This window comes from Rathayibacter sp. VKM Ac-2926, assembly GCF_022815565.1.
GTDB lineage: Bacteria > Actinomycetota > Actinomycetes > Actinomycetales > Microbacteriaceae > Rathayibacter > Rathayibacter festucae.
On the sequence record NZ_JALGRS010000001.1, the window covers coordinates 198,541 to 217,810 of the forward strand.

The following is a 19,270-nucleotide window of genomic DNA, read 5'->3' on the forward strand; positions in this document are numbered from 1 at the left end:
TCCATCCTCCGGCACCGCTCAGCCGACGCCGTGCTCCTGGAGCCACATCTCGAGCAGGGCGAGCTGCCAGAGCTCGTTCGAGCCCAGGCGGGTGCGGGTCGCGTTCGGGTCGGCCAGCAGCGCGTCGACTGTCGCGGGATCGAAGATCCCCCGGCGCCGCGCGGCGGGGTCGGTCAGCGCCGCCCGCACCCGCTCCAGGTAGGGCCCCTCCAGCTGACGGATCGCGGGCACCGGGAAAGATCCCTTGGTGCGGTCGATCACCTCGTCCGGGACGATGCCGCGCACGGCCCGCTTGAGGATCCCCTTGCCGCCGTCGGCGAGCTTGAGCTCCGGCGGGATCGTGCCGACGAGCTCGACGAACTCGTGGTCGAGGAACGGCACGCGCGCCTCCAGGCCCCAGGCCATGGTCATGTTGTCGACCCGCTTCACGGGGTCGTCGACGAGCATGACCGCGGTGTCGTTGCGCAGCGCCGCGTCCACGGCCGTGTCGGCGCCGGGGCGGGCGAAGCGCTCGGCGAGGAAGGCGGTCGCCGCATCGGGGTCTCCGCGCCAGGCCGGCGCCAGCAGCGCCTGCAGCGCGGAGAAGGGGCGGTCGACGAAAACGTCCGCGTAGGCCTCGACGGCGCGCTCGCGCGGCACCCGCGCCAGGGGCGGGTACCAGTCGTAGCCGCCGAGCACCTCGTCGGCGCCCTGACCCGACTGAACGACCTTCACGTGCTGCGAGACGTCCTCGCTGAGCAGGTGGAAGGCGACGGCGTCGTGCGAGACCATCGGCTCGCTCATCGCGCCGACCGCCGCGTCGATCCCGGGCAGCAGGCGCGCGGAGTCGATCGGCAGGCGGTGGTGGTCGGTGCCGAAGCGCTCCGCGACCAGGCTGGAGTACTCGAACTCGTCGCCGGACTCGCCGCCCGCCGCGTCGAAGCCGATCGAGAAGGTCTGCAGCCCGGTCTGGCCGGCCTCGGCCAGCAGCGCCACGATCAGGCTGGAGTCGATGCCGCCGGAGAGCAGCACGCCGACCGGCACGTCCGCGACCATCCGGCGCGAGACGGCGGTGCGGAAGGACGCGAGCAGCGCCTCCTGCCAGTCGCGCTCGGTCCAGGCGGCGCGGTCGGGATCGCGGGCGAACACCGGCTCCCAGTAGACGCGCTCGCGGCTCGTGCCGTCCGGCTCGATCACGCGGACGGTCGCCGGCGGCAGCTTGGTGACTCCGGCGAGGATCGTGCGCGGGGCGGGCACGACCGAGTGGAAGCTCAGGTAGAGCATCAGCGCCGTGCGGTCGATCGAGGTGTCGACGCCGCCGGCAGCGAGCAGGGACTGGACGGTCGAGGCGAAGCGGATCCGCTCGCGGGTCTCGTCGAGGTAGAGCGGCTTGATGCCGAGGCGGTCGCGCGCCAGCACCACGCGGCCGGACTCGCGCTCGACGATCGCGAAGGCGAACATGCCGAGCAGGTGGTCGACGCAGTCCTCGCCCCACTGGGCGTAGGCCTTGCCGATCACCTCGGTGTCGGAGTGCGAGAAGAAGCGGTGCCCCTTCCCCTCCAGCTCGGCGCGCAGCTCCCGGTGGTTGTAGATGCAGCCGTTGAAGACGATCGTCAGGCCGAGTGCGGCGTCGACCATCGGCTGGGCGCCGGCCGCGGAGAGGTCGATGATCGCCAGCCGCCGGTGCCCGAGCGCCACACGGCCCGCCGCCCAGAGCCCGTCGCCGTCCGGGCCGCGGTGCACGAGGCAGCCGGTCATCCGGTCGACGGCGCCGATGTCGGCGCGCGCGCCGTCGAACCGGATCTCGCCCGCGATGCCGCACATCTCAGCCTCCGACGATCCAGGTGTCCTTCGCGCCGCCGCCGCGCGAGGAGTTGACGATCATGCTGCCCTCCGCCGCGACGCGGGTGAGCGCGAGGTCGGCGAGGCGGACGTCGCCGGGACCGGTGCCGGTGACGAAGACGAAGGCGCGGAGGTCGATGTGCCGCGGCTGCAGGTCGGTGCCCGAGAACGCGGGCAGCGAGGAGAGCCGGACCACCTCCTGAGCGACCCAGGCGCCCGGGTCCGCCGCGATCTCGGCGCGCCGCTCGGCGACCCGCGCCGCGGGGGCCGACGGGCCGATCATCACGCCGCGGCCGCCGTAGCCGTCGACCGGCTTGGTGACCAGCTCGCCGACCCGCTCGAGCACGATCCGGCGCTCGGCCTCGTCCTCGGGGCGGTAGGTCGGCACGGACTCGAGCAGCGGGCGCTCGTCGAGGTAGTAGCCGATCAGCTCGGGGACCGCGCAGTAGAGGGCCTTGTCGTCGGCGACGCCGTTGCCGGGCGCGTTCGCCAGGTACACGTCGCCGGCCGCCGCGACCTCGAGGATCTCCCGGCCGATCGCGCGATCGCCGGCGACGAGGTCGGCCAGCTCGACGTCGAGCCGCAGATAGAGCGCGTCGACGACCGTGCCGCCGGCCAGGACGCGGCCGCCCTCGACCGTGACGTCGCCCGCCTCGAGCAGCAGGAGTCCCGCGCCCTCGGCCAGCCGGCGGTGCTCGAACCAGGCCGAGCTCGACGCTCCGCTGGAGAGCAGCCCGAGCACCGGGTCGGCGCGCTTCGTCCCGTGGGCGAGCGTCGCGCGCAGTCCGGCGAGCGCCGTCGACGCGTCGAGCAGGCCCGCGGGTCGCGGCAGATCGGGCAGCACGTCGTCGAGCAGCGCGCGGATGCCCAGGGCGTAGGCCAGGCCGCTGGGGTTCCGGAGGTTGTCCTCCAGCACCCGCCAGCCGCCGAACTCGTTGCGGACCAGGTCGAAGCCCATCACGGCGCCGCGGACGGTGCCGGCGGGCAGCCGTGCCGCGTCCTCGCTCCAGCCCGGCGCGCCGCGCAGATCGCGGACCACGCCGGCCCGGACCGCCCGGCCCTCGCCGTAGACGTCCCGCAGGAAGCACTCGAGAGCGCGGGCGCGCTGCTCGAGCCCGGCGGCGAGCTCGCTCCACTCGTGGGCCTGGAGCACGCGCGGGACGAGGTCGACCGGGAAGGGCCGGTCCTCCTCACCGACGCGGAAGGTGAGCCCGGCCTGCTCGACGAGCCGGTCGCGGGACTCGTGCAGGGTCTCGAGCCGCTCGGGGCCGAGCCCGCGGAAGTGCTCGAGGATCGGCTGGTAGGCGCTCTTCGCGCGGCCGCCGGTCGCGACGGCCTCGTCACCGGCGCGGACGCGGTAGGTGCGCAGGCTCGGGGCGGGCAGGATCGGGCCGCTCGCCGGGCCGTGCGTCTCGGCGACGACGGCGTCGACCACGGCGTCGAGGGTGCCGCGCTCGGCGAGGACGGCGCGCTGGCGGTCGGCGGAGTTGCCGCGCGCGATCAGCGCCTCGGCGAGCGCGCGCACCTGCTCCAGGTCGCCGAGCTCGTCCAGTGCGGGCTGCAGGCGGGCGATCAGGCTGCGCAGCGCCTCGGCGGCGGGGACGGGGCGGGGGTGCTCGGTGTGGTCGAGCAGCGGCCCCGAGAGACCGCCGCGGGCGGCCTGCCAGGTGGCGGCGCGCTGGATCGGCGGCGGCGTGTGCCGGAACGGGCGGCCCGCCTCGATGTCGAGCTCGGCGCTGCGGACGAGACCGCGGAAGAGCCCGGCGATCAGCACCGCGTCGTCGACGATCGGCATCGCGTCGCAGACCCGCAGCTCGAGGGTCGGCGCGTGCGAGGACGGCCGGACGTCGAAGTAGGCCATCTTCGAGTCGGCGATGACGCCGGTGGCGATCAGGTCGTCGAGGAGGCGGTCGTACTCGGCCGCGGACTCCAGCGGCCCGGTCGCGCCGGCGCTCGGCCAGCGCTGCCAGATGATCGTGCGGATGCTGGCGTAGCCGGTGTCCTGACCGTTCCAGTAGGGGCTGCTCGCGCTGGCGGAGAGCAGCACCGGCAGGTCGCGGGCGATCCGCTGCGCGATCTGCACGGCGAGCTCGCGATCGGAGACGCCGACGTGGATCTGAGTGCCGCAGATCAGCTGCTCGTCCACGAGCATCCGGTACTGCTCCTGCATGCGGCCGTAGCGGCCGGTGCTGGTGAGCTCGAAGTCGCCGTGCTCGGAGCGCGGCGCGGTGCCGACGGCCGCGATGCCGATGCCGTCGGGCGCCGCGGCGTCGATCACCGCGCGCCGGAGCGAGATCAGCTGCTCCCGGAGCCCGTCGAGCGAGTCGACCACCGCGGTGTTCGTCTCGACCGTGGTCCGCTGCAGCTCGGCCGAGAAGCTCTCCTTCGGCAGCCGGGCGAGCACCTGGGGGGCGTGGGGGGAGAGCTGCCTCGACTCGAGATCGATGAGGTGGAGCTCCTCCTCCGCACCGAGGGTCAGTTCTGCGCGCATGCGCTCACCGTACGACCCTCATGTTTCGGGCGGCTACCGGGTCGCCCGCGAGCGGCGCGCGGAACCGGGATCAGCGGGCGGTGCGCGCGCGGATCTCGAGGTCGATCTGCGAGGCGTCGAGGGCGGCGAGCACCGAGGCGAGGACGTCGGCGTCGAAGGTGCCGTTGTCGCGGGCGTCGAGGAGGTCGGCGCGTTGCGCCGCGATCACGGCCAGCCGGTGCCGCTGCGCCTGGAGGAACGCCTCGGTCCGCGGGGCGTCCGGGGCGGGCGGCGGCTCCTGGACGGCCTCGGCGCTGGTGCGCAGGAGGGCGAAGACGCGGGTGCGCTCCTCCTCGCGGGCCACCGCCTCGGCCGCCTCGTCGACGTCCGGGGCGATGGCGCGCAGCAGCGGCCCGACCGTGCCGCCCTGCAGCAGCAGCGACAGCGCGGCCACCGCGAACGCGATCAGCACGAGGACCGAGCGCTGCGGGGTGTCCTCGGGCAGGGTCTGCGCGGCGGCGACCGTGACGGCGCCGCGCATCCCGGCCCAGACCACGGCCGTGCCCTCGCGCCAGCCGAGCGGCGCGCGGACGAAGTACTCCATGTCGGCGAGCATCCGGGTCAGCCGGGTGCCGAAGCGCTCGAGATCGCGGGCGGTCGGCGACCGGCGCCCGCGGCTGATCCGCTTCAGGCTCTCCTCGCGACCCTCCTCGGTGCCCATCTGCTCCTGCAGGCCCTCGACGCGGGGGCGCATCCGCTCGCGCAGCCGGCCGCGGCTCCTCAGCACGCCGAGCAGCGGGGCGACGTAGGCCGCGCGCACCAGGATCGTCAGCAGGAGCGCGCCCGCCGCGATCAGCACGGCCGGGCCGACGCCGGCGTGGTCCTCCTCGACGCTCGTCACGATCGCCCGGACCTGCAGGCCCATCGTGAGGAACACCGTGCCCTCGAGCACCAGCTCGACCGTCCGCCAATTCTGCGAGTCGGACAGGCGGTTCTGCGGCGAGAGCTCGCGCGGCGCGCGGATGCCCGTGACGACGCCGGCGACGACCGCCGCGACCAGTCCCGAGGCGCCGAGGAGCTCGGCCGGAACGGAGGCGAGGAAGGGCACGGTGAAGGACAGGATCGTGTTGACCGTCGGGTCCTGCACCCGCCGGCGCACGGCCAGGTTCAGCCAGCCGACGAGACCGCCGACGACAGCGGCGATCAGCACGGAGTAGCCGAACGAGCCCAGTGCGCCCCAGAAGGAGAAGCTCGCCGCGGCGGCCGCGATCGCGGTGCGCAGCAGCACCAGGGCCGTCGCGTCGTTGAGCAGGCTCTCACCGTCGAGCATCGCGACGACCCGGCGCGAGACGGAGGTGCCCTTGACGATCGACGTCGCCACCGCGTCCGTGGGGCTGACGATCGCGCCGAGCGCGACGCCCCAGGCGAAGCCGAGATCCGGCAGGACCAGCTGGAAGAACAGGCCGAGCACGAGCGAGGTGCCGACGACCAGCAGCACCGAGAGTCCGCTGATCGCACCGAACTCGCGGCGGAAGTTCATCGCCGGCATCGACACCGCGGACGAGTAGAGCAGCGGCGGGAGCACCCCGGCCAGGATCCACTCCGGCTCGATCTCGATCGGACCGACGACGGGCAGGAAGCTCGCGGCCACCCCGATCCCGACCAGCACGAGCGGCGAGGCGACGCCGAGGCGCGGGCCGACGACGGCGGCGCCGGCGATCACGACCAGCGCGAGGACCAGCACCACCAGGAACGGGGTCATGCGTGCCCGGCGGCGTCGGGGACGGGTCCGACCGCACCGCGGCGGACGTCCTCGAAGAAGTCGGGGCGGAGCACCCGCCTCTCGATCTCGAACGCGCCGCTGGTCCAGCCGTCGCCGAGGGGGTGCTCGGGGTCCAGCAGCACGTGGCCCGGGGTGGCGCCACGACCGAGGGCGGCGGCGATCGACCGATCGGGGTCGTAGAGCGCGTGCTCGACGAGCGGGGCGAACACCTCGTGGGCGGCGAAGTCGGCGGGGGCGCCGAGGAAGACGGGCATCAGCTCCTCGCCCTCGCGCAGGCCGTTCGGCCACCAGCGGAAGCGCTCGACCAGCTCGTGGCAGGAGATGCAGGACGGCGAGAAGAAGACGAGGTGCGTCGGCGGGTCCGCCCACTCGGCGAGGGCGATCGGCTCGCCGGCGGCGGTGAGGAAGGCGAGGTCGCCGATGCCGCTCGGGGACACGGGTGCCGGCGCGGGCGTCGAGGCGGCGGGTGCTCGGGCGGCGAGCCGATCGCGGACCGGGACGAGCGCGAGAGCGAGCAGCACGGCGATCAGCGCCGGGACCCCGGGGACGAGCAGCTCCGCCGGCGCGGCGGCCCCGACGAGCCCGGCGAGCGCCAGCGCGAGCAGGACGGCGTTCCGCGCGACCGTGCGGCCGGTCATCCTGGCGTCGCCGAGGCCGCCGAAGCACTCGCACTCGACCGGCTCCGGGGCGCGGACAGCCCGGATCGCGACGACGAGGAAGACGACGTCGACCGCGACCGCGCCGAGCAGCGCGCCCCGGTGCAGCGGCGCGGGGGCGAGCAGGATCGCCAGGCCGAGCGCGATCTCGACGACGGGGAAGGCACGGGCGAAGAGCGGGCCCGCGGAGAGCCGGGCGGGCAGACCGAGCGCGGCGAGGCTCGCGCGGAACCGCTCCGTCCGCCCGAGCTTCAGCACGCCGCTGACGACGAGGACGGCACCGGCGGCGGCCCCTGCGACCGCGAGCAGGACCTCGAGCGCTGACGCGAGCATCCGTGTCCCTCCCGCACCCGACGGTGCCCTCGCAGAGCACGCTACCGGGCGGAGGGCGCCGTCAGGAGTCGGGGCCGATCACGAGCCGGGCGGATCAGGAATCGCGGCCGATCAGGAGTCGCGGCCGATCAGGAGTCGAAGCCCAGCCCGAGCGCGTCGAGGGTCCGCAGCAGCGGATTCCGCCGGCCGCCGTCGTGGTCGGCGCGGTCGAGCGACCAGCGCGTGGCCTGGATCCCCGCGGTGGCGAACGGCTCGGGCGGGAACGGCAGCGGGCGCTTGCGCACCATCTCCAGCTCGGTCCGCTCGGTCGGCTCGCCGGCCAGGAGGTCGAGGAGCACGTCGGCCGCGAAGGCGGTCGTCCCGACGCCGAGGCCGGTGTAGCCCGCGGCGTAGGCGACGCGACCGGCGAGCGCGGTGCCGTAGAAGGCGGCGAAGCGGGTGCTGGTGTCGATCACCCCGGCCCAGCGGTGGCTGAAGCGGAGGCCCTCGAGCTGCGGGAAGGTGGTCAGGAAGTGCGCGGCGAGGGCGCGGTCGGTCTCCGGGCGGTCCTCGTAGGCCGAGCGGATCCGGCCGCCGGGGTGGTACACGGCGTCGTATCCGCCCCAGAGGATGCGGTCGTCGGCGGTGCGGCGGTAGTAGTGGAACTGGTTGGCGACGTCGCTGAGGCCCTCGCGGCCGGTCCAGCCGATCGAGGCCAGCTGGGCGGTGTCGAGCGGCTCGGTCATCAGGACGTGGTCGTAGACCGGGACGGTCATCAGCCGGGTGCGCGCGAGCAGCGAGGGGAAGGCACTGGTGCCGAGGATCGCCTGATCCGCCGCCACGGAGCCGCCCGCGGTGCGGACGAGCACGCCGGCGCCGTCGCGCTCGAGGCCGAGCACGCGGCTGTCCTCGTGGATCTCGACGCCGAGCTCCTCCGCGACCCGCGCGAGCTCGCGGACGAGCTTGCCGGGGTGCACCAGGGCGCACTGCTCGGCGGGCGCGGCGAGGCCGGCCAGGAAGGTCGGCGAGTCGACCAGGGCGCGCACCTCGGCGGTGTCGAGGAAGCGGCCGCCCGCGACGCCGTCGCCGTCCGCGAGCGGGCCGACCTGGTACTCCTCCACCGCGACCGCGAGCGAGCCGGTGCGCTCGAAGTCGCAGTCCATGCCGTAGCGGGCGACGGTCGCCTCGATGTCGTCGAGGTTCCGCACGCCCAGCTCCTCGAGGCGGGCGGCCTCGGCGGGCCAGCGCGCGAGGCCGTTCTCGCGGCCGTGGGTGAGGCTCGACTCGACGAAGCCGCCGTTCCGACCGGAGGCGGCCCAGCCGAGCGAGCGGGCCTCGAGCAGCACCACGCGGCGGCTCGGCTCGCGCTCCTTCGCGCGCAGGGCGCTCCACAGGCCGGTGTAGCCGCCGCCGACGACCACCAGGTCGGCGCGGACGGCGCCGGCGAGGGCCGGTCGCGGGGCGCCGGGGTCCTCGAGCCAGAACACGGCGCGGCGCGCGCCCGTCAGGGCGGCGTCGACGACGGTGGGATCGGGGGCGGATCGTTCGAAAACCGTGCTCGTGAGGGCCATAGTGCCTCCATTACGTCAGTTTCCATATCATTTTGCAACCGGATCCGTCGTTCCGGCGCCGGACTCCCGGGCAGGTCGTCCGCCGCAGTCGTACACTGCGAGGGAAATCGGAGGGGACATGCGAGGACGCCGGCCGCGCGACGGGAGACGCGACGCGACGGCGACCCCTCCGGCCGCGACTCCTCCCGGCGCGACTCCGCCTGGCGCGACTCCCCCGGACGCCGTCGGCGACGCGCCGCACGATGTCTCCCCCGGCATGCGGATCGCCGCCGCCTGGGGCTGGCGGGTGCTGGCCGTCGCCGCGCTGCTCTGGCTCGTCGTGAAGCTCGTCGCGCTGGTGCCGGTCGTCGTGGTGCCGGTGCTGATCGCGATCCTGGTCACGGCGCTGCTCACTCCGCTGCGCGACCGGCTCGAGCGCTGGCGGCTGCCGCGCCCGCTGGCCGTGCTCGTCTCGATCCTCGCGCTCCTGCTCGCGCTGGTCGGCCTCATCGGGCTCGTCGTCGTCCAGTCCCGCGCGGGCTTCGGCGGCGTCGGGCAGCGGGCGCTCGACGCGGTCGACGACGTGGAGGCCTGGCTGCAGGGCCCGCCGCTCGGCTTCTCCGACGTGCAGCTCGGCGACTGGGCGCAGAAGGCGATCGACTGGGCCGACACCCAGGCGTCGACGATCGCCTCAGGGGCCCTCGCCGTCGGCTCGCAGGTGGCCGAGGTGTTCGCGGGCGCGCTGCTCACCCTGTTCTCGCTGATCTTCCTGCTGCTGGACGGCCGGCGGATCTGGACCTGGTTCCTCCGCCTGATGCCGCGCGCCGCGCGCCTGCCGCTGGACACGGGGGCTGCGGCCGGCTGGCGGACGCTCAGCCAGTTCGTCCGGGCGCAGCTCGGAGTCGCGGCGATCAACGCGATCGGCATCGGGATCGGCGCGCTCGCTCTGCAGCTGCCGCTGGTCGTGCCGATCGCGATCGTGGTGTTCCTCGGCTCCTTCGTGCCGTTCCTCGGCGCGATCGTGACGGGGGCGCTCGCGGCGGTCGTCGCGCTGCTGTTCAGCGGACCGGTGGCGGCGCTGATCATGATCGGCGTCGTCGTCGTCGTGCATCTGCTCGAGGGGCACGTGCTGCAGCCGCTGATCCTCGGCTCGGCCGTGAAGGTGCATCCGCTCGCCGTCGTGCTGGGCGTCGCGACCGGGCTCGAGGTGGCGGGACTGGCCGGCGCGCTGTTCGCGGTGCCGGTGATCGCGACGCTGAACTCGGCGATCACGGCGATGCGGCACGATCCGGAGCAGCCCGACTCCGTGCCCCGCGATCCGGGGCGCTCCGCGTGAGCCGGCACCCCTTCGACCCGGCGGGCGTCCCCGGGTCGGCGGTCCTGCCCGCGCTCGCCTGCCCGGTCTGCGGGGCGCCGCTCGCGCCGGACGCGCTGCCGCGGCCGACCCTGCTGCGCTGCCCGCTCGGCCACAGCGCGGATCTGGCGCGCCAGGGCTACGTCTCGCTGCTGCGCGGCCGGCACGCGACCTCGGGCGACACCGCGGCGATGGTGCAGGCGCGCGACGTGCTCCTGAGCTCCGGGCACTACCGGCCGATCCAGGACGCGGTCGCCGCGGCGGTGCCGGCGGACGCGCGGCTGGTCGTGGACCTCGGCTGCGGGACCGGCGCATACCTCGCGGCGGTCCTCGAGGCGCGGCCGGAGGCGAGCGGGCTGGGGCTGGACCTGTCGGCGGCGGCGGCGCGCCGGGCTGCGCGCGCGCATCCGCGGGCCGCGGTGGCGACGGCGGACCTGTGGCAGCCGCTGCCGCTCGCCGACGGCTGCGCGGACGCGCTGCTGACCGTCTTCGCGCCGCGGAACGCGCCGGAGATGCGGCGGGTGCTGCGGGCGGGCGGCGTCGCGATCGTGGTGACGCCTCGCGAGCGGCACCTGGGCGAGATCCGCCCGGTGTTCGGGATGCTCGGCATCGACGCGGGCAAGGCGGAGCGGCTCGACGAGCAGCTGCAGGGCTTCGAGCGGGTGGCGCGCGAGGAGCTGGACTACGCGGTCGCGATGACCCCGGACGAGCTGCGGGCCGAGGTGCTGATGGGGCCGAGCGCGCACCACGTCGACGCGGCGGCGGTGGACGCGCTGCTGGCGGGGCGCGAGGAGACGACGGCGGTGACCGTCGCGGTGACGGTGTCGGTGTACCGCGCGGGCTAGGCGGAGCCGGAGACGCTCGCGTCGCGGGGGCGTTCCGACGGGCCCGATCTCGATACGCCCGCTGCGCGGGCTACTCGATCAGCATGCAGTGCGCCCACAGCGCGTCGACGCGGGTCGGCTCCTGCTGGTCGAGCAGCGCGCAGCGCGTATCGAGACCTGGCTCCTGCGGGCAGCGGGGTCAGTAGCTCTCGCGGTGGCGCTCCTGGTCGACGACGGCGGCGCGGTCGGAGAGGGCGCGCAGGCCCGCGAGGGGCTGGGCCATCCGGTGGTTGCCGCGGAGGACGGGCTCGGTGCGGTCGAGGAAGGCCCAGTAGCCGGCGGTGACGGGGCAGGCGTTCTCGCCCAGGCGCACCTTCGGGTTGAAGCGGCAGCCGCCGCAGTAGTCGGACATCTTGTTGATGTAGGCGCCGCCGGAGGAGTACGGCTTGGTCGCCACGACACCGCCGTCCGCGTGCTGGGACATGCCGATCACGTTCGCGGGCATCACCCACTCCGTGCCGTCGACGAAGACGTCGACGAACCAGTCGTTCAGCTCGGCCGGGTCCCAGCCGCGCTGCAGGCCCCAGTTGCCGAGCACCATCAGCCGCTGGATGTGGTGCGCCCAGCCGTGGTGGCGCACGTCGTCGAGGGTCTCGTGCAGGCAGTTCGCCTCGATGCCGGCCGGATCGAGGTCGAGCAGCTGCTGCGGCAGCGAGGCCTTCGCGCCGAGCGCGTTGCTGCGCTCGCGGTAGTCCGGACCGAGGTGCCAGTAGAGGTGCCAGACGTAGTCGCGCCAGCCGAGGATCTGCCGGACGAAGCCCTCGACGCTCGCGAGCGGGGCGCCGCCCGAGGCGTGCTCGGCCGCGGCGGCGTCGATGACGGCGCGCGGATCGAGCAGGCCGAGGTTGAGCGGGGCGCTCAGCAGCGAGTGCGCCATCGTCCAGTCGCCGGAGAGCATCGCGTCCTCGTAGGTGCCGAAGTCGCCGAGCCGCGACGAGACGAAGTCGGCGAGCGCCGCCTCCGCCTCCGCAGGGGTCGCCGCGAACCGGCGCGGGCCGTCCTCGCCGACGAGCCGGATCGCGCCCTCGCGCTCCCAGCGGGCGAGATCGGCGCGCACCTCCTCGTCGATGTCGTCCTCCTCCGGCCACCACGGATCGGGCAGGCCGAGCCGCGACGCGCCCTTGGGCGGCGGGTTGCGGTTGTCGTGGTCGTAGTTCCAGCGGCCGCCCTCCGGCTGGTCGCCGCGCATCAGCACCCCGGTGCGCTCGCGGCTCCAGCGGTAGAAGTCCTCGAGGAGGAGTCGCTTGCCGGACTTCGCGAGCGCCCACTCGCGGAAGTCCTCCTCCTCCGTGACGAAGCCGCGGCTGGGCAGCACGCTCATGCCCAGCCGGCGGGCGAGGCGGCGGCCGCCCCGGGTCGGCGGGTCGATCACCTCGAGGTCGTCGCGGCCCGCGAGCCCCTCGGCGAAGGTCTCGGCGCGGACGTACTCGACGCGGTCGCCGAGCTCGCGGCCGCGGTGGCGCAGGGCCGAGAGCAGCAGCTGCGCCTTCGCGCGGTGCATCGGCCGCCGCCCGAAGGCCGAGCGGGCCTCGACGAGCAGCATCGGGCCGCCGTCGTCGAAGAGGGGGCCGAGCTGGCCGATGACGCTCCAGCGGGTGCGTGCAGTCCGTGCAGTCATGCTCGGAGGCTAGGCGGCGGCGGACGGGTCGCGACAGGAGTTGCGCTCGGGGCGGGGAACGGCGAAGTGCCCGGGACGCCGACGTGCCCGTGACGCGGACGTGCGCCGGATGTCAAGGTGCGCGGATGTGCAGCCGCGACGGCTTGCACCGGCGGACCGGGTGCAGGATCGTCGACTGCATCCACCCGACGCGATGAGGCGAGGAGCCCCGCCATGGCACACGACGACGAGTTCGAGACCACCACGACCACCGAGAGCGGCGGCACGACCGAGGCGACGACCCGACGCGGCCGCCACCTCGCGGACGGCGACGCGGACGGCCACGGCACGGGCGGCCACGGCACCGACGGCCACAGCACCCACGAACACAGCACCGACGGACACAGCACCGACACCTCGGCCGAGGGCGAGTACACCGAGACCGACGGCGTCTCGCACACCGACGGCGAGCGGGAGGGCAGCTACGTCGACACCTCCTCGCACGAGGAGTCGAGCACCGAGAAGGGCAGCTACGTCGACACCGAGGGCTCCGGTCCCGACTCCACCGGCGAGGGCGAGTACACCGACCGCGACGAGTAGTCCGCGGGTGCGGGCCGGCCGTCGGTGCTGGCCGGCAGTCAGTGCTGGGCGGCCGCCCGCTCCGCCGCGATGAACGCGGCGATCGCGTCGGCGCCCGGATGGTCGTCGGCGCTGATCGTCACCACTGCGTCGCCCGCGAAGACGAGCAGCTGGCCGTAGGCGCCGTGCAGGCGCCAGCTCGCGCCGGGGCCGTCCCAGCCGGCGAGCGCGTAGCGCCGGTAGCCCGGGCCGGTGCCCGCGGCGACCCACTCGGAGTGCATCAGGTCGCTCCACTCGGGCGCGAGGATCCGCTCGCCCCGCCAGACGCCGCGATCGCGGAGGAGGCGGCCGATCCGGGCGGTCTCCTCCGTGCGGAGCGCCAGTCCGCTGCCGGCGACGATGCGGCCGTTCGGGCAGCGCTCCCACTCCGCGCCCTCGATCCCGAGCGGCTGCAGGAGCCTGCGGTCGACGTAGTCCCCCACGTCGCCCACCCGCGTCTCCAGGAGCCGCATCGCGGTGTAGCTGCTGGCATTGGAGTACTGGAAGACGGGCCCGGCGGAGGGCCGGCGGAGGAACTCGACGGCGAGGTCCGGCCAGTCCGTCATCAGGGTCGGCGACCACGGCAGGTCGATGCCGCTCGTCATGCTGAGCAGCCGGCGCAGCGTGAGGTCCGCGACTCCCTCGCCGAGATCCGCTGAGACGTCTGCGGCCAGCGGTCCCAGCGGCTCGTCGAGCGAGATCAGGCCCTCGTCGACGGCCAGCCCCGCGGCCAGCACGCAGACGCCCTTGGCGACGGAGTGCACGTCCTCGCGGACGTCCGGCGTCCAGCGGTGCTCGGCCGTGTCGTCGCCGATCAGCACGTGCAGGCCGTGCGCACCGAAGCCGACGGCGTCGATGTGCTCGACGAGGCGGTCGCGGAAGATCTGCGCTGCGGTCACCGGAACAGTCTGCCCGGCGCGGGCGCTTCCTAAGATCGTGGGCATGGACGAGGACAGCGCACGGGGCACCTGGCGGCGCGAGCCGAGCACCGTCGTCGTCGCGGACACCGGTGCGCCGACGCGCATCGCCGAGCCGTTCGCGATCGCGGCCGGCAGCGTCCGGCTCGAGGCGCCGCACGAGTTCGCGCCGCACCGGCACGCGCTGCACGAGCTGGTCTGGGTCCGCGGCGGCACCATGACCGTCCGGCTGGAGCACCGGATCCTGACCGTGCCGGACGGCTTCGGCGTCTGGATCCCGGCCGGCACGGAGCACGCCGGGCGGACGACCGCGCGCACCGCGCTCTGCGACGCGCTGTTCGATCCGGAGCGCTCGCCCGTGCCGATCACGGCGCCGGTCCTCGTCGAGATCACCCCGGTGCTCGCCGCGCTTCTCACCCGGCTCGCGCGGACCGACCTCGAGGCGGCGGCGCGACTGCGGGCGGAGGCGGTGGTCTTCGACGTCATCGCGCCGTCGGCGGAGCAGTACTCCGTCACCGTGCCGCAGGGCGAGCGGCTCGCGCCCCTGGTCGCGGCCCTCCTCGACGACCCGACCGACCGGCGGACGCTCGCCGACTGGGCGGAGCACCTCGGCGTCGGCGAGCGGACCCTCTCGCGGGTCCTCCGCGCGCAGACCGGGCTGTCGTTCCTGCAGTGGCGGCAGGCGCTGCGGGCGCACCGGGCGCTCGCGCTGCTGGCGGAGGGGCGCAGCGTTCAGGACGTCTCGGAGCTGATGGGCCACACGCACCCGAGCACCTTCATCGCGGCGTTCAAGCGGGTGATGGGGACCACACCGGGTGCCTTCGCGCAGGATCAGCGCACGGCCGCGGCATCGGCCGCGGGCTGAGGCGGGGCGTTCGACCGCGTCGGGTCTCGATACGCCCCTGCGGGGCTACTCGACCAGCATGAATGGGAGGGAGAGCGGATCCGGAGCATCATGCTGATCGAGTAGCCCGCGCAGCGGGCGTATCGAGATCCACCCCTGTCGGAGCCGCCGCTTCGAGCGGCGCCGTCCCGTGCCACGCAGAGGCGGCCCGGGTGGCCGGAACGCTCTATCCGGTGTCGTCGGCAGTCGATTGCGGACGGTGGGGCGGCCGCCTAGCCTGAGGAAGGTAAGCCAACCCTTACTCAGCGGATCCCCTCCCGCTTCCCCCTCCGACGCAGGAATCCGCTCCTCCCATGCCTCCCTCCTCCGAGCCCGCGCGCGCGTCCTCGCGCCTCGCCGGCACCGACCTCGTGCTCGGCTTCGGCCGGCGCACCGTCGTCGACGGCGTCTCGGTGGAGCTCGAGCCCGGCCGGGTGACCGCGCTCGTCGGGCCGAACGGCTCGGGCAAGTCGACGCTGCTGCGCGCGCTGGCGCGGCTGCACGCCCCGAGCGGCGGCGCCGTCACCCTCGACGGCGACCGCCCCGCGACCGCGCTGAGCAGCCGCGACTTCGCCCGCGAGGTGACCCTCTTCGCGCAGAGCCGCACCGCCCCGCAGGGCCTCAGCGTCCGGGAGGTCGTCGCCTTCGGCCGCCACCCGCACCGCCGGGCCTTCGCCGGGCCGTCCGCCCGCGACCGCGAGGCGGTGGAGCAGGCGATGGCCACCACCGGGGTGCTGTCGATGGCGGAGCGCGCGGCCGGCGAGCTCAGCGGCGGCGAGCTGCAGCGGGTCTGGCTCGCGGCCTGCCTCGCGCAGGACACCGGCGTGGTGCTGCTCGACGAGCCGACCAACCACCTCGACCTCCGCTACCAGGTGGAGACACTCGACCTGATCCGCGATCTCGCCGAGGTGCACGGCGCCGCGATCGGCGTCGTCCTGCACGACCTCGACCACGCCGCGCGCGTCGCCGACCGCCTGCTGCTGCTGAGCGACGGGCGCGTCCTCGCCGAGGGCGACCCGCTCGCCGTGCTCACCGCCGAGCACATCGAGGCGGCCTACGGATTGCGGGTCGAGGTCGCCGTGGACGAGCGGACCGGACACCTGCGCATCGACCCCGTCAGCCGGCACACCGTCTCGAAGCACAGCAGCCGCCTGCACGACCCGCTCCACCCGACCCCTGCCCGTTCCCGAGAGGACACCGAAGAATGACCCGAGCCCCCCTCCTCCCCGCCGCCCTGGCCGCGGCCGCCGTCGGAGTGCTCCTGCTCACCGGCTGCGGAACCACCGCCGTCGAGAGCGCCGACGCGGCCGGCACCGTCGACTCCGCCGAGTGCGCCGCCGACGACACCGCGACCGCCACCGGCGCCGTCTCGCTCACCGACAGCCTCGGCCGCACCGTCGAGCTCGACGCGCCCGCCGAGCGGATCGTCGTGCTGGAGTGGCAGCAGACCGAGGACCTGCTGACGCTCTGCGTCGCCCCGGTCGGCGCCGCCTCGACCGAGGACTACGCCACCTACGTCAGCGCCGAGACGCTGCCCGCGAGCACCGCGGACGTGGGCGAGCGCGGCGAGCCGGACCTCGACACCCTCTACGGCCTCGACCCCGACCTGATCGTGATGGAGGCCTACAGCGCCGACGACGAGCTGCTCGCCCAGCTCGAGGAGCGCGACGTGCCCGTGCTCGCCACCATCGGCGCGGACGCGAGCGGCCAGATCGACAACATGAAGGAGGTGTTCTCGCTCCTGGGCGAGGCCACCGGCCGGACCGAGCGCGCCGACGCGGTGCTCGCCGAGTTCGACCAGCACCTCGCCGACGCCAAGAGCGAGGTCGCCGAGGCGGCGCTCGCGACGCCGGAGTTCGTGTTCTTCGACGGCTGGATCGAGAGCGGCAACGTCGTCATCCGCCCCTACGGGAAGGGCGCGCTGTTCACCGAGCTCGGCGAGGAGCTCGGCCTGGAGGGCGCCTGGACCGACGAGATCAACGACTCCTACGGCAGCGGCGGCGTCGACCCCTCCTACGGACTCGCGCAGACCGACATCGAGGGGCTGACCGCGGTCGGCGAGGCGAACCTCGTCTACTCCAACGACGGCACGCCCGACAGCTACGTCACCGAGCTCGCCAAGAGCCCGGTCTGGTCCGCGCTGCCCGCGGTGCAGCAGGGCCGTGCCTTCGAGTTCCCGCCCGGCGTCTGGGGCGCGGGCGGACCGAAGTCGGGCGAGCAGGCCATCGACGCCTTCGTGGACGTCATCGTCGGCGAGTGACGACGACGCCGATTGCCGCCGAGCGCCGCGCGACCGCCCCCTCCGGGCGGCGCGCGGCGCTCGGCGGCGTCGGCGTGCTCGCGGCCCTCGCGGTCGCGGTCGGGCTCATCGGGCTCTGGCACCTGACCCAGGGCACCTCGGGCATCGGCGCGGACGGGCTCCTGCGCGCCCTGCTCGGCGAGGACGTGTCGGTCGGCGGAGTCTCGGCGGGCGACGTCTTCGCCGGCTCGCGGCTGCCGCGCCTGTCCGCGGGCATCGCCGTGGGCCTGGCTCTCGGCGCCGCCGGCGCGCTGCTGCAGTCGATCTCGCGCAACGCGCTCGCCTCCCCCGACACGCTCGCGGTGACCGCGGGCGCCTACTTCGCCCTGACCGCGGTGGCCGCCTTCTCGCTGACCGTGCCGCTCTGGGCGTCCAGCGGGGTCGCCTTCCTCGGCGGTCTCGCCGCGGCGGCGCTGGTGCTGGCGCTCACCGGGCGGGCCGCGGGCACCTCCAGCACCCGGCTGATCCTGGCCGGCTCGGCCATCGCGATGGCGCTCGACTCCGGCACCGCGATGCTGCTGATCCTCTTCCGGGAGAACACCACCGGGCTCTTCGCCTGGGGCAGCGGCTCGCTCGGGCAGCTCAACATCGACGCGTCGGCGCGCGCCGCTCCGCTGATCGTCGTCGTCCTCGCGCTCGCCCTGCTGCTCTCGCGCCGCCTCGACGTGCTCGGCCTCGGCGAGGACGGCGCCGCCTCACTGGGCGTCCCGGTCCGCTCGACGCGGGCGCTCGCCGTGCTCTGCGCCGTCCTGCTCACCAGCACGTCGGTGACGCTGGCCGGGCCGATCGCCTTCGTCGGTCTCGGCGCCCCCGTCCTCACCCGGCTCCTGGCCGCGCGGGTGCCGGCGCTGCGCCGCCACGTCTTCCTGGTGCCCGCGTCGGCGCTGATCGGCGCCGCGCTGATCGTGCTCGCCGACGCGCTGCTGCGCGCGATCCTCAGCCCGGAGGGAGCCACGGCGATCCCGACGGGCATCCCCACCGCGGTGCTCGGCGGGCTCGTCATCGTGGTCCTCGCCCTGCGGATGCGCGACGCCGGCGCGGCGCGGTCGGCGCGGACGGTCCGCTCGACGCTGCGGACGGCGCGGCGGTTCCGGGTCGTGCTCGGGGTCGTCGCCGTCCTGCTCGCCGGGACGATCGTGCTCGCCCTGCTCGCGGGGAGCCTGCAGCTGCGGCTCGGCGACGTCGTCCTCTGGCTGCAGAGCGCGGCACCGGACCTCGTCGCCCGCGCCCTCGACGAGCGGGCGCCGCGCATCGCCGCGGCCGTGCTCGCGGGCGGGGCGCTCGCTCTCGCCGGCACCGCCGTGCAGGGCACCGTGCGCAATCCGCTGGCCGAGCCGGGGCTGCTCGGGATCACGGCCGGCGCCGGGCTCGGTGCCGTGATCGTCGTCACCACCGGGCTGGGCGGCGGCGGCCGGCCGGTGCTGATCGCGATGGCGATCGCCGCGGGGCTCGCGACCTTCGGCGCGATCGCGCTGCTCTCCTGGCGCGGCGGGCTGCAGCCGGACCGCTTCGTGCTCGTCGGCATCGGTGCCGGCTACGCGCTGAGCGCCGTGACCGCCTTCCTGCTGCTGAGCTCCGACCCGTGGCGGACCCCGCGGATCCTCACCTGGCTCTCCGGCACGACCTACGGCCGCTCGCTGCCGGATGTGCTGCCGGTCGCGCTCGGGATCCTGGTGCTGCTGCCGGTGCTCCTCGGGCTGCGCCGCCGCCTCGACCTGCTGGCGATCGACGAGGACACGCCGCGGATCCTCGGCGTCCGGCCCGAGCGCACCCGCCTGGGCGTGCTCGCCCTCGCCGCCGTGCTCGCCTCGCTGGCCGTCGTCGCCGTCGGCACGGTCGGCTTCGTCGGACTGGTCGCGCCGCACCTGGCCCGGACGCTGGTCGGCGCCCGCCACGGACGCATCGTCCCGGTCGCGATGCTGCTCGGCGGCCTGCTCGTCCTCGTCGCGGACACCCTCGGCCGCACCCTGATCGCGCCGTCGCAGCTGCCCGCGGGGCTGATGATCGCGCTGGTCGGCGCGCCCTACTTCGTCTGGCTGCTCCGCCGCACCCGCGACTGAGCGACACGGCTGCGCCGGTGGCGCAGAAACGAGAAGAGGGACCCCCGCGGGGATCCCTCTTCCGAT

The 19,270-nt window shown here is 74.8% G+C and carries 14 protein-coding genes; 7 read left to right on the forward strand and 7 right to left on the reverse strand.

Going from position 1 to position 19,270, the window contains the following annotated elements:
* Nucleotides 1-18 precede the first annotated feature (18 nt).
* From MT351_RS00965 to MT351_RS00985, 5 genes are all read right to left on the reverse strand, one after another.
* The gene (locus MT351_RS00965; RefSeq protein ID WP_243581023.1) at nucleotides 19-1,803 is read right to left on the reverse strand and encodes an N-acetylglutaminylglutamine amidotransferase; all 1,785 of its coding nucleotides are present in this window, start codon (nucleotides 1,801-1,803) and stop codon (nucleotides 19-21) included.
* A gap of 1 nt (nucleotide 1,804) precedes the next feature.
* Nucleotides 1,805-4,312 carry a glutamate--cysteine ligase gene (locus MT351_RS00970; protein WP_243581024.1) on the reverse strand — a complete coding sequence of 836 codons (2,508 nt, stop codon included), beginning with the start codon at nucleotides 4,310-4,312 and terminating at the stop codon, nucleotides 1,805-1,807.
* A 70-nt stretch (nucleotides 4,313-4,382) separates the two neighbouring features.
* Nucleotides 4,383-6,053, reverse strand: a complete 1,671-nt coding sequence (locus tag MT351_RS00975; protein ID WP_243581025.1) for a sodium:proton antiporter — start codon at nucleotides 6,051-6,053, stop codon at nucleotides 4,383-4,385.
* The gene (locus MT351_RS00980) at nucleotides 6,050-7,063 is read right to left on the reverse strand and encodes a MauE/DoxX family redox-associated membrane protein (protein WP_243581026.1); all 1,014 of its coding nucleotides are present in this window, start codon (nucleotides 7,061-7,063) and stop codon (nucleotides 6,050-6,052) included. The genes MT351_RS00975 and MT351_RS00980 overlap by 4 nt, the downstream gene beginning before the upstream one ends.
* A 128-nt stretch (nucleotides 7,064-7,191) precedes the next feature.
* Nucleotides 7,192-8,613: an FAD-binding oxidoreductase gene (locus tag MT351_RS00985; RefSeq protein ID WP_243581027.1), complete on the reverse strand. Its 1,422-nt coding sequence runs from the start codon at nucleotides 8,611-8,613 to the stop codon at nucleotides 7,192-7,194.
* A 118-nt stretch (nucleotides 8,614-8,731) separates the two neighbouring features.
* Here MT351_RS00985 and MT351_RS00990 point away from each other — a divergent pair, with 118 nt between their 5' ends.
* Together MT351_RS00990 and MT351_RS00995 are read left to right on the forward strand one after the other, a co-directional pair.
* Nucleotides 8,732-9,928, forward strand: coding sequence for an AI-2E family transporter (locus MT351_RS00990; protein WP_243581028.1), 1,197 nt, complete (start codon nucleotides 8,732-8,734; stop codon nucleotides 9,926-9,928).
* A complete protein-coding gene (locus MT351_RS00995; protein WP_243581029.1) occupies nucleotides 9,925-10,791 on the forward strand; it encodes a methyltransferase domain-containing protein in 867 nt (288 codons plus the stop codon). The genes MT351_RS00990 and MT351_RS00995 overlap by 4 nt, the downstream gene beginning before the upstream one ends.
* 178 nt (nucleotides 10,792-10,969) lie before the next feature.
* Here the strand turns inward: MT351_RS00995 and MT351_RS01000 are convergent, their stop codons facing one another.
* Nucleotides 10,970-12,448: a cryptochrome/photolyase family protein gene (locus MT351_RS01000; RefSeq protein ID WP_243581030.1), complete on the reverse strand. Its 1,479-nt coding sequence runs from the start codon at nucleotides 12,446-12,448 to the stop codon at nucleotides 10,970-10,972.
* A gap of 213 nt (nucleotides 12,449-12,661) precedes the next feature.
* On the opposite strand from MT351_RS01000, the gene MT351_RS01005 reads away from it, so the two are divergent.
* Nucleotides 12,662-13,027 carry a hypothetical protein gene (locus MT351_RS01005; RefSeq protein WP_132434890.1) on the forward strand — a complete coding sequence of 122 codons (366 nt, stop codon included), beginning with the start codon at nucleotides 12,662-12,664 and terminating at the stop codon, nucleotides 13,025-13,027.
* A 38-nt stretch (nucleotides 13,028-13,065) separates the two neighbouring features.
* On the opposite strand, the gene MT351_RS01010 is transcribed toward MT351_RS01005, so the two are convergent.
* On the reverse strand, nucleotides 13,066-13,944 hold the full coding sequence (locus MT351_RS01010; protein ID WP_243581031.1) for a serine hydrolase: 879 nt from the start codon (nucleotides 13,942-13,944) through the stop codon (nucleotides 13,066-13,068).
* Between the two features lie 43 nt (nucleotides 13,945-13,987).
* Between MT351_RS01010 and MT351_RS01015 the strand changes: the two genes are divergently transcribed.
* From MT351_RS01015 to MT351_RS01030, 4 genes are all read left to right on the forward strand, one after another.
* Complete coding sequence (locus MT351_RS01015) at nucleotides 13,988-14,827, forward strand: helix-turn-helix domain-containing protein (protein WP_127888350.1); 840 nt, start codon at nucleotides 13,988-13,990, stop codon at nucleotides 14,825-14,827.
* 332 nt (nucleotides 14,828-15,159) lie between these two features.
* Nucleotides 15,160-16,053, forward strand: coding sequence for an ABC transporter ATP-binding protein (locus MT351_RS01020; RefSeq protein ID WP_243581032.1), 894 nt, complete (start codon nucleotides 15,160-15,162; stop codon nucleotides 16,051-16,053).
* Nucleotides 16,050-17,105, forward strand: coding sequence for an ABC transporter substrate-binding protein (locus MT351_RS01025; protein WP_132434896.1), 1,056 nt, complete (start codon nucleotides 16,050-16,052; stop codon nucleotides 17,103-17,105). The genes MT351_RS01020 and MT351_RS01025 overlap by 4 nt, the downstream gene beginning before the upstream one ends.
* The gene (locus MT351_RS01030) at nucleotides 17,102-19,204 is read left to right on the forward strand and encodes an iron ABC transporter permease (RefSeq protein ID WP_243581033.1); all 2,103 of its coding nucleotides are present in this window, start codon (nucleotides 17,102-17,104) and stop codon (nucleotides 19,202-19,204) included. Before MT351_RS01025 ends, MT351_RS01030 begins: the two co-directional genes overlap by 4 nt.
* The last annotated feature ends 66 nt before the right edge of the window (nucleotides 19,205-19,270 follow it).

Excerpts from the sequence above, each read along its gene's own strand:
- MT351_RS00965 (WP_243581023.1), bottom strand. The coding sequence starts at position 1,803 with ATGTGCGGCATCGCGGGCGAGATCCGGTTCGACGGCGCGCGCGCCGAC.
- MT351_RS00970 (WP_243581024.1), bottom strand. The coding sequence starts at position 4,312 with ATGCGCGCAGAACTGACCCTCGGTGCGGAGGAGGAGCTCCACCTCATC.
- MT351_RS00975 (WP_243581025.1), bottom strand. The coding sequence starts at position 6,053 with ATGACCCCGTTCCTGGTGGTGCTGGTCCTCGCGCTGGTCGTGATCGCC.
- MT351_RS00980 (WP_243581026.1), bottom strand. The coding sequence starts at position 7,063 with ATGCTCGCGTCAGCGCTCGAGGTCCTGCTCGCGGTCGCAGGGGCCGCC.
- MT351_RS00985 (WP_243581027.1), bottom strand. The coding sequence starts at position 8,613 with ATGGCCCTCACGAGCACGGTTTTCGAACGATCCGCCCCCGATCCCACC.
- MT351_RS00990 (WP_243581028.1), top strand. The coding sequence starts at position 8,732 with ATGCGAGGACGCCGGCCGCGCGACGGGAGACGCGACGCGACGGCGACC.
- MT351_RS01000 (WP_243581030.1), bottom strand. The coding sequence starts at position 12,448 with ATGACTGCACGGACTGCACGCACCCGCTGGAGCGTCATCGGCCAGCTC.
- MT351_RS01005 (WP_132434890.1), top strand. The coding sequence starts at position 12,662 with ATGGCACACGACGACGAGTTCGAGACCACCACGACCACCGAGAGCGGC.
- MT351_RS01015 (WP_127888350.1), top strand. The coding sequence starts at position 13,988 with ATGGACGAGGACAGCGCACGGGGCACCTGGCGGCGCGAGCCGAGCACC.
- MT351_RS01020 (WP_243581032.1), top strand. The coding sequence starts at position 15,160 with ATGCCTCCCTCCTCCGAGCCCGCGCGCGCGTCCTCGCGCCTCGCCGGC.
- MT351_RS01025 (WP_132434896.1), top strand. The coding sequence starts at position 16,050 with ATGACCCGAGCCCCCCTCCTCCCCGCCGCCCTGGCCGCGGCCGCCGTC.